Raw genomic sequence first — 8667 nt, 5'->3', positions numbered from 1 at the left:
CACTAAGAATGAGCATGCGCGAAAGATGCCGGGCCGAATCGTGGGCGTCTCGCGCGATTCGCAGGGCAAGCCAGCGTTTCGCCTGGCGATCCAGACGCGCGAGCAGCACATCCGCCGGGAGAAGGCCACGAGCAACATCTGCACGGCGCAGGTGCTGCTCGCCGTGATCGCCGGCATGTATGCCGTTTATCACGGACCCGAACGGCTCACGGCGATCGCGACGCGCATCCACGAGCTGGCGGCGACGCTCGCCGCGGGCGTCGAGTCGCTCGGCTACACGCTGGCGTCCGACGACTACTTCGACACGATCTGTGTCGAGATGGGCTCGCAGCCGGCGACCGACGTGATCGGGGCGGCGCGGGCGAAGGGAATCAACCTCCGGGCGCTCGGTGACTCGCGGGTGTGTATCGCGCTCGACGAGACGGCGACGGCGGCGGACGTCGACGACCTGCTCCAGGTCTTCGCGACGGGCCACGGGACCGCGCCGACGTTCGAAGGCCTGCGCCCCGAAGTGGACGCCCGCTACGACGAGCGCTTCACTCGCACGACGCTTTTCCTGACGCACCAGGTCTTCCATAGCTACCACTCGGAGACCGAGATGCTACGGTACCTCAAGCGTCTCGAGAACCGGGACCTTTCGCTCACGACGTCGATGATTCCGCTCGGCTCGTGCACGATGAAGCTGAATGCGACGGCCGAGATGTATCCGGTGACCTGGCCCGAATTCGGGAAGATTCACCCGTTCGCGCCGGCCGAGCAGACGAAGGGCTATCGCGAGATGTTCGACCGTCTCGAGCGATCGCTGACCGAGATCACGGGCTTCGCGGCGGTGTCGCTGCAGCCGAACGCCGGCTCGCAGGGCGAGTACGCGGGGCTGCTGGTGATTCGCGCCTACCACGAATCACGCGGCGACTCCAAACGGAACGTCTGCTTGATCCCGCAGTCCGCCCATGGGACGAATCCGGCGAGCGCCGTGATGGCGGGAATGAAGGTCGTCGTGGTGAAGAACACCGACGCCGGCGACGTCGATATGGCCGATCTCGAGGAGAAGGCCAAGGCCAACGCCGACGCGCTCGCGGCGCTCATGATCACGTATCCGTCGACGTACGGTGTGTTCGACGAGACGATCGCCGACGTGTGCACGATCGTTCACAAGTACGGCGGCCAGGTGTATCTCGACGGCGCGAACATGAACGCGATGGTCGGTCTGGCGCGCCCCGGTGACATCGGCGCCGACGTCTGCCATCTCAACCTGCACAAGACGTTCTGCATTCCGCACGGCGGCGGCGGTCCGGGCATGGGACCGATCGGCGTGGGAAAGCACCTCGTCGACTTCCTTCCGGGGAATCCGGTGGTGAAGGTCGGCGGGTCGCATAGCGCGGGCGCGGTTTCGGCGGCTCCGTGGGGTAGCTCCAGCATCCTGCCGATCTCGATGATGTACATCGACATGATGGGCGGCACCGGGCTCACCGAGGCGACGAAGGTCGCGATCCTCAACGCGAACTACATCGCGAAGCGTCTCGAGGCGCACTATCCGGTGCTGTACAAGGGCAAAAACGGATCGGTCGCGCACGAGTGCATCGTCGATCCGCGTGCGTTCAAGTCCTCGGCGGGTGTGGAGGTCGAAGACATCGCCAAACGGCTGATGGACTATGGATTCCACGCGCCGACCGTTTCCTTCCCGGTGGCCGGAACGTTGATGATCGAGCCGACGGAGAGCGAGTCGAAGGCGGAGCTCGACCGTTTTTGCGACGCGTTGATCGCGATTCGCGAGGAGATCGGCGAGATCGAGGCGGGAGTGGCGGATCGGAACGACAACGTGCTCAAGAACGCGCCGCACCCGTTGTCGCGCGTGATGAGCGATTCGTGGAGCCACGCGTATGGACGCGAGAAGGCCGCGCTCCCAGCGCCATGGACGCGCGAATACAAGTTCTGGCCGTCAGTCGGGCGAGTGGACAGCGCCTACGGCGACCGGAATCTCGTGTGTGCCTGCGTGCCGACCGAGGCCTATCTGCAGGATTGAGGCTCGGTACAACATCAAAAGGCTTAAAAGGAACACGGATTTCGCGGACGAACATCCGGATGACGCGGACTGCAAACCGTCTGAAGGTTTATCCGCGCGATCCGGGTTTTCGATCCGCCTGATCTGCGTTCCTGCCTAGTTTTTGTTCTTCGACAGCGCGATAGTGCGCTAGCCGCCGAGGTGCGCCGAGTAGGCGCCCGCGTCGAGCAGCGCTTTGCGCTCGTTCGGGTCTTTGAGCCGGACCTTGATCATCCAACCGTCGCCGTACGGCGAGCTGTTGACGAGGGCCGGCTCTTTGTCGAGGCGGTCATTGACGGCGATGACCTCGCCGGAAACCGGCGAATAGAGCTCGGACACGGCCTTCACCGCTTCGACTGTGCCGAACACGTCGTGCTTGGCGAACGACGCGCCGACCTTCGGAAGCTCGATGAAAACGACATCGCCAAGCTCACCCTGGGCGTAGTCGGTGATGCCGATGGCGACGACATTGGAGTCGTCGGTGGGCTTCAGGTATTCGTGGTCTTCGGTGTAGAGCAGGTCCTTCGGGATATCGGACACGACGGGCTCCAAATCGGGGGAGGGCGACGCGCGCGGAGTCTATCCGCGATGAGAGAGGGCGTCAATCGGACCTGACGGCGCGGCGGCCGTCAGAGGTCCGATATCAGACGTCCGATTTTCTAGCCCAACGCCGCACCCACAGTGGCGCAACAGAGGCCGGAACTGGCCGCCGCGACGTTATCGCGCCACCGATCTCACCCCGCTGGCGTCCCGCATCAGCGAGGCCCACAGATCCTGGACCCTCCGCTCGAGCTGCGTCAGCGTCCCGGCATTCTCTATGATGTAGTCGGCACGCGCGCGTTTGAGCTCAGCCGGCATTTGGGCGGCGATGATCTCCATCGCTTCGGTCGTTTGCAGGCCGCGGTCCTGGAGAAGACGCTCGAGACGGATCGGACGCGGGGCGTCGACGAGGAGAATCCGGTCGAAGCGGTCGGCCATGCCTTTCTCGAACAGGAGCGGAATGTCGCAGACGACGATTCGATCGCCGCGCGCGCGGGCCTGCTCGACGAGGCGATCGCGGAGGCTCTCGACCTCGGGATGCACGATCTCGTTAAGTTCTTCGAGTTGGCTTTGGTCCGCGAACACGACTCGACGCAGAGCGGCGCGGTCGAGGTGTCCGTCGGGAGAGACCACGGCACGGCCCCACCGCGCGACGATCTTCGTGTACGCGGGGGTTCCGAGTTCGACGGCACGTCGGGCAAGAACATCGGCGTCGATGATCGTGGCGCCGCGTTCGGAAAGCATCCGGGCGACCGTCGACTTACCGCTGCCGATGTTGCCGGTGAGGCCAACAATTAGCATGTCAGGTCCTCGGGCGGCCTTTTTGGTGGTTACGCCCCGGGGCCAAGGTACGTACGGGTCGGGAACCCGTCAACGAAAAACCTGCTTTTTGGAGTCTATATGCAAGACGGGGCGCATCTCTCATTGAATCCCCGGCAGCAGCCGGACTCAACCGATCTCGACGACGCGACAGGCGCGGACGACGAGTTCGTCGGGCTCGTGCGCCGCCAGCTGGAACTGATCGGCGAAGATCCTGACCGGCAAGGGCTTAGGCGGACTCCAGAACGCGTGGCCAACGCCCTCGCGTGGCTCACTCGCGGCTACGAGATGGATGTCCAGCAGGTCGTGAACGGCGCCCTATTCGATGCCGAGGGAGCGTCCAACATGATCATGGTGCGCGACATCGAGCTCTATAGCCTCTGCGAGCACCACATGCTCCCATTCTACGGCAGGGCGCACATCGCCTACATCCCGAACGGGAAGATCGTCGGGTTGAGCAAGGTCGCCCGGCTCGTCGAGGTCTTCGCGCGGCGACTTCAAGTCCAGGAACGGCTCACGGAGCAGATAGCGTCGGCGCTCGACGAAGTGCTCAAGCCGATGGGCGCCGGTGTGGTGATCGAGGCCTACCACCTGTGCATGATGATGCGCGGCGTGGAGAAGCAGAACTCGAAGACGATCACCAGCGCGATTCGTGGGTCGTTCCGGTCCGACCCGCGCACGCGCGAGGAGTTTTTGACGCTCGCTCACGCACCTCGGGCGATTGGCTGATCGCGGTGTCCGGTCACCGGTCATCGGTCACCGGTCACCGGTCACCGGTCACCGTCACCGGTCACCGGAGACCTTTCTAGAGCAGGCGTCCCTGGTCTTCGTCCCGGCGCGGGACGGAATGGCAGGCGCGGCACCGCGCCTCGTACGACTCGTTGCTTCCGACCATGATCGTCGGCGAGTCGTAGCGCGCCGGTTGGCCGCCGATCAGCCGCTGATTTCGGCTCGCCGGATTCCCGCACACCATGCAGATCGCGTGGAGCTTGTCGACCACTTCCGCGACGGTGAGCAACTGCGGCATCGCGCCGAACGGTTCGCCGCGAAAATCGGTGTCCGTTCCGGCCACGATGACGCGCAGCCCGCGATTCGCGAACGACGTCACGAGGTCGACGATGCCGGCGTCGAGGAATTGCGCTTCGTCGATCGCGACGACTTGCGTGTCGGGCAGGAGCGACCGCGCGATTTGTTCCGTCGTGTCCACAGGCTCGGCGTTCACCGTCCGGCCGTCGTGACTCGACACCTGGTAGATGCCGGAATACCGCTCGTCGAGGTGCGATTTGAAGACCTGCACCTTCTTCTTCGCGATGATCGCCCGGCGCACGCGCCGAATGAGCTCTTCACTCTTGCCGCTGAACATCACGCCGCAAATCACTTCGATCCATCCGGCGCGGCCGCTGGAAAACGATCCGTCCGAAATCACGCGCGCGGCGTCGGGCGCGGGCCGCGCGGACCGCGGCGAGGCCGGTCATCGTCGTCGCGGCCACGGCGCGGCCGGTCGTCGTCACGATCACGGGCGCGGAAACCGCCGCGCGCTTCACGCGGACGCCGTTCGTCGCGTCCTCCTCCGTCGCGGCGCGGAGCACCCTCGCGACGCGGCCCACCCCCCTCTCGACGCGGCGCGCCTTCGCGGCGGAACGGCCGGTCCTCCCGACGAGCCGGCCGTTCGTCGCGCTTCAAGAGAGCGCGACGACCCTTGAGGATCGTTCCGGACGCTCGATCGATGATCTGGTCGGCGAGCTCACTCGCGACTTCGATCGTCGAGTGAGAATCGCGGATGTCGATGCGTCCGACGTCGCTTCCCGCGACGCCCGCCTTGCTCGTGATCATCCCGACGAGGTCCGCGGGGCGAATCCCGTCGCGTTCGCCGACGCTCGCGAACAGACTGACCATCGGACCCGTAGGCGCGCGCGCGGCGACGGCCGAGCCTTCGCCTTGGGGCGCACGTGTCTGCGCCGCGACTCGCGCGCGCTCGGCCAATCGTTCGTGCTCGAGGAGCTTGAGGGCTGCCGCCGCCACCTCGACGCCGTCGTACTCGTCGAGCAGCGGCTCCAGCGAAAGCAGCTCGCGCGATACCGTTCCAGCCTCGAGCGTCGCGCGAAGCTGCGCCAACACGCTCGCGTCGCGCGCGCGCGACGCCGCCGCGGTTTCTGGCAGTCGATGCGGTTTGAGCACGCCGTTGAGGGCCAGCGCCCGCAGGCTCTCAAGTTGGCGCGGCTGAATGATCGCGATGCGACGAGCCGCGCCCGCGACGGCTTCGCGGAGCTCTTCGTGCGTGGCTGGCAAGTCGTAGAGGACGGTCAACGCCGTTCCGGGGGCCGCGGCCACGGCACACCGCACGTCGCCGTCTCCGGCGTAGCCGAGCGAGCGAAGTTGATTGCCGACGGAGGCCCGGCTTTCAGCTTCGCGCGCGAAGACTGTGGCCGACTCCGGATCGAGCTCGTCGAGCAACCGGCGCAACGTCGTGGAGCGCGCGGCGGGCGACACGAGTACGTATTCGAGCGCGATGGGCTCGTTGCTCGCCGGAACTTGCGCGGCTTCTCGGCGGGCACGGCGGGCGTATCGTTCGACCAATTCGTCCACCGCGGGGGTGACGATCGACGCCACGATGGTGCGAGCGGCAGTCTTGGGCACCTCGGCCATCAGAGTCTCGAGCGACGCCGACTCGTCACGCGCGACCACCTCATCGGCCCAGGCGATACAAATCGCGCGAAGGTCGGCGAGCTTGATCGCGCTGGCGCGGATGAGCTCGACGAGGGTAGTCGGCGTGGCCGCTATGAGCTGCGGCGTTCGGAGTCGAGCGAGGCGCGATGCGCGCGCGGTGGACGTCGCGGCGAGGACGCGGATCGGTCGGTCGCCGATCAGGCGAACGGCCGCGGCGATCACGGCGGCGGCGGCGTCCGCGTCACCCGTCGCGACGAGCAGTTGAAGGTCCGAACCGTCGGCGTCGATGCGTTCGACGAGGGGGGCCAGGAACTCCGCAATCGACGCCCAGTCGTGCGGGAGGACGATGACGGCGTTCTGGCCGCGCGAGACGGCGTGGGATGCGGGATCGCGGTCGACAGACGACATTGGACTCGACGGAAGGCGGCGGGACGTGGGGAGGTAATAATAGCTGCGTGGGGCAACCGGTGACGAACTACACTCCTTCGTCGAACATTCATCAGCTGCGCGAGTCGGCGACCATCGCGGCCTCGGCGCGCGCCAAGCGGCTTCGCGCCGAGGGGCGCTCGATCATCGATCTCGGGGCGGGCGAACCGGACTTTCCGACGCCCCGGTTCGTCATCGAGGCGGCGCATCGCGCCCTGGACGCCGGCGCGACGCGATACACGTCGGTCGCCGGCATCGAGCCGTTGCGCGGAATCATCGCCGAGGACGCCTCGCAAAGGCGCGGGTCGCCGGTGGACCCGAGCGCGGTCGTCGTGTCGGCGGGGACCAAACAAGCGTTGTTCAACGCGTGCTTCGCCCTGTTCGCGGCCGGCGACGAAGTGCTCGTGCCGACGCCGGGCTGGACGAGCTATTACGAAATGCTCACGATCGCGCGCGCGACCGCCGTGCCGGTGACCGGTCCGCGCGAGCGCAGCTTCAAGATTTCGGCGCGCGAGCTCGAGCGGGCGCGCACGCCGAAAACGCGCGGCCTCATTCTCAATTCACCGAGCAATCCCACGGGCGCGGTCTACTCACGCGCCGAGCTCGAGGAGATCGTCGCGTTCGCCGACCAGGCCGGCTGGTGGCTTCTGAGCGACGAGATCTACCGCGGAATCTGCTACACCGGCGAAGCCACGTCGCTGCTTTCGGTCGCACCTCCGTCCGGACGACTCGTCGTGGTGGACGGGCTGGCGAAGTCGATGGCGATGCCCGGGTGGCGCATCGGCTGGTCGGTCGCGCCGGTGGCGCTCGCTCGATCGATGGCCGCCCTCCAGTCGCACACGACTTCGAACGCGACGACCATCTCTCAGCACGCCGCCCTTTCCGCGCTCTCCGACACGAACGCGTACGAATCGGCCCTCGCCGAGATGATGCGCGAGCTACGCCGGCGTCGCGACGGGGCGCTGAGCGTCCTTCGCAACGCCGGCTTTGAGGTGCTCCAGCCCGACGGAGCTTTTTATCTGTTCGTGCGCGCGGGGCAGGCATCGCCGGACGATCCGGAGCCGGGCAGCCGACTGGCGGAACGTCTGCTCGACGCGCACGATGTGGCGGTCGTCGCCGGTTCGGCGTTCCGGGCGCCCGAATGGATTCGGGTCTCGTTTGCGGCCCCGACCGCGGACGTCTTCGAGGGGGTTCGTCGAATCGCTGCCGCGGGCTTATCTTAGCCGTCGGGCTGGCCCGTTCAGGGCTATCCCATGGGTGCGCGCCGCAACGCAATGTTCGGTGGCGCGTGAAATCGGACCTGCTCGTTGACGTGCCCAGTGCGACATTGGCGCTCGGCTCAACTGGAGGACAGGGTTCGTGAAGGTTGCCGTACAACTTCATCCGGCTGACGCTTCGCCGGCAGACGTCGAATACACCTGGGACCCCGACACCGACATCCTTTCGGCGCAACTTTCGCCGCGGACGTCGAGCGCGGGCGACGGGTTGTCGGGTTCTGTGGGGCTCGAGGGGAACGACGGCTCATGGGTGATTCTGGACGTCGCCGCCGGCCGCATCGCGGCCGTCGAGGTCGCGGTCTGGCCGGACGTGCGGCAGCTTGCCTCGCTGTCGCTCCCGACGCAAATCGAGGATGTTCAAGTCGTTCTACCGGTAAGCAAAACGAAGGCGGACGTCGCGTCGCTCGAGGTGGACACGCATTTGTTCGCCGAAGCCGACGCCGGCCAGCGCAACTTTCATTTCCGGCTCGGCGCGCCGCGCGGCGCTCGCACGGTGCGCGTCGCGCGGGATCTCCTGTTCGACGTCGACGACAAGAATCGCATTTCGGGACTCTGGCTTCTCAACGTGCCTCCCTGTCCACCCACACAGTCCGTCGAACCGTGATCACGACGATCGTGCTGATCCATGTGGATCCGACGCTCATTCCGACGGCCGCGAACATGCTCGCCGGTGTCGAAGGTGTGACCGAGGTGTATTCGGTGTCGGGCGACTGGGATCTGGTCGCGATCGTCCGCGTGCCGGAGTACGAGCAGATCGCGCACGTGGTCACCGAGATTTTTCCGACCGTGCCGGGAATTCGGCGGACGCAGACGCTCACTGCGTTCCGCGCGTACTCGCGCAAGGACCTGCAGCAAGCCTGGGACATCGGCGTCGAGTAGCATCGAGCCAAGCAGCCA

Annotated in this window: 9 protein-coding genes; 5 read left to right on the top strand and 4 right to left on the bottom strand. The window is 66.3% G+C overall.

Annotated features, from left to right (window positions below; all coding sequences use genetic code 11):
• Positions 1-2023, top strand: a 2023-nt coding sequence (gene gcvP / locus VGQ44_00165) for an aminomethyl-transferring glycine dehydrogenase (GenBank protein ID HEV8445199.1), incomplete at its 5' end; no start/stop codon positions are given.
• Between the two features lie 168 nt (positions 2024-2191).
• Here gcvP and gcvH read toward each other — a convergent pair.
• Together gcvH and coaE are read right to left on the bottom strand one after the other, a co-directional pair.
• Entirely contained in the window at positions 2192-2581 is a 390-nt protein-coding gene (gcvH, locus tag VGQ44_00160; protein ID HEV8445198.1) for a glycine cleavage system protein GcvH, read from the bottom strand.
• Positions 2582-2758: 177 nt separating this feature from the next.
• Positions 2759-3382: a dephospho-CoA kinase gene (coaE, locus tag VGQ44_00155; GenBank protein ID HEV8445197.1), complete on the bottom strand. Its 624-nt coding sequence runs from the start codon at positions 3380-3382 to the stop codon at positions 2759-2761.
• A gap of 99 nt (positions 3383-3481) precedes the next feature.
• Between coaE and folE the strand changes: the two genes are divergently transcribed.
• A complete protein-coding gene (gene folE, locus VGQ44_00150; protein ID HEV8445196.1) occupies positions 3482-4129 on the top strand; it encodes a GTP cyclohydrolase I FolE in 648 nt (215 codons plus the stop codon).
• Between the two features lie 76 nt (positions 4130-4205).
• On the opposite strand, the gene VGQ44_00145 is transcribed toward folE, so the two are convergent.
• Positions 4206-4826 carry a thymidine kinase gene (locus VGQ44_00145; GenBank protein HEV8445195.1) on the bottom strand — a complete coding sequence of 207 codons (621 nt, stop codon included), beginning with the start codon at positions 4824-4826 and terminating at the stop codon, positions 4206-4208.
• Positions 4823-6475 carry a DbpA RNA binding domain-containing protein gene (locus VGQ44_00140; protein ID HEV8445194.1) on the bottom strand — a complete coding sequence of 551 codons (1653 nt, stop codon included), beginning with the start codon at positions 6473-6475 and terminating at the stop codon, positions 4823-4825. Before VGQ44_00140 ends, VGQ44_00145 begins: the two co-directional genes overlap by 4 nt.
• A 59-nt stretch (positions 6476-6534) precedes the next feature.
• Between VGQ44_00140 and VGQ44_00135 the strand changes: the two genes are divergently transcribed.
• The 3 genes from VGQ44_00135 (at position 6535) to VGQ44_00125 (ending at position 8649) form a co-directional block, all read left to right on the top strand.
• The gene (locus tag VGQ44_00135) at positions 6535-7716 is read left to right on the top strand and encodes a pyridoxal phosphate-dependent aminotransferase (GenBank protein HEV8445193.1); all 1182 of its coding nucleotides are present in this window, start codon (positions 6535-6537) and stop codon (positions 7714-7716) included.
• Positions 7717-7852: 136 nt separating this feature from the next.
• Positions 7853-8374 (top strand): hypothetical protein, encoded by a 522-nt coding sequence (locus VGQ44_00130; GenBank protein ID HEV8445192.1) that lies wholly within the window; start codon positions 7853-7855, stop codon positions 8372-8374.
• Complete coding sequence (locus tag VGQ44_00125; GenBank protein HEV8445191.1) at positions 8371-8649, top strand: Lrp/AsnC ligand binding domain-containing protein; 279 nt, start codon at positions 8371-8373, stop codon at positions 8647-8649. The genes VGQ44_00130 and VGQ44_00125 overlap by 4 nt, the downstream gene beginning before the upstream one ends.
• The last annotated feature ends 18 nt before the right edge of the window (positions 8650-8667 follow it).

It is taken from the genome of Gemmatimonadaceae bacterium, from assembly GCA_036003045.1.
Taxonomy (GTDB): domain Bacteria; phylum Gemmatimonadota; class Gemmatimonadetes; order Gemmatimonadales; family Gemmatimonadaceae; genus JAQBQB01.
The sequence above is the reverse complement of the archived record's forward strand: the minus strand, read 5'-3'. Positions and strand labels throughout refer to the sequence as shown.

Bases quoted from the DNA above. Each gene is read 5' to 3' on its own strand.
- coaE (HEV8445197.1), bottom strand. From the start codon at position 3,382: ATGCTAATTGTTGGCCTCACCGGCAACATCGGCAGCGGTAAGTCGACG.
- VGQ44_00140 (HEV8445194.1), bottom strand. From the start codon at position 6,475: ATGTCGTCTGTCGACCGCGATCCCGCATCCCACGCCGTCTCGCGCGGC.
- folE (HEV8445196.1), top strand. From the start codon at position 3,482: ATGCAAGACGGGGCGCATCTCTCATTGAATCCCCGGCAGCAGCCGGAC.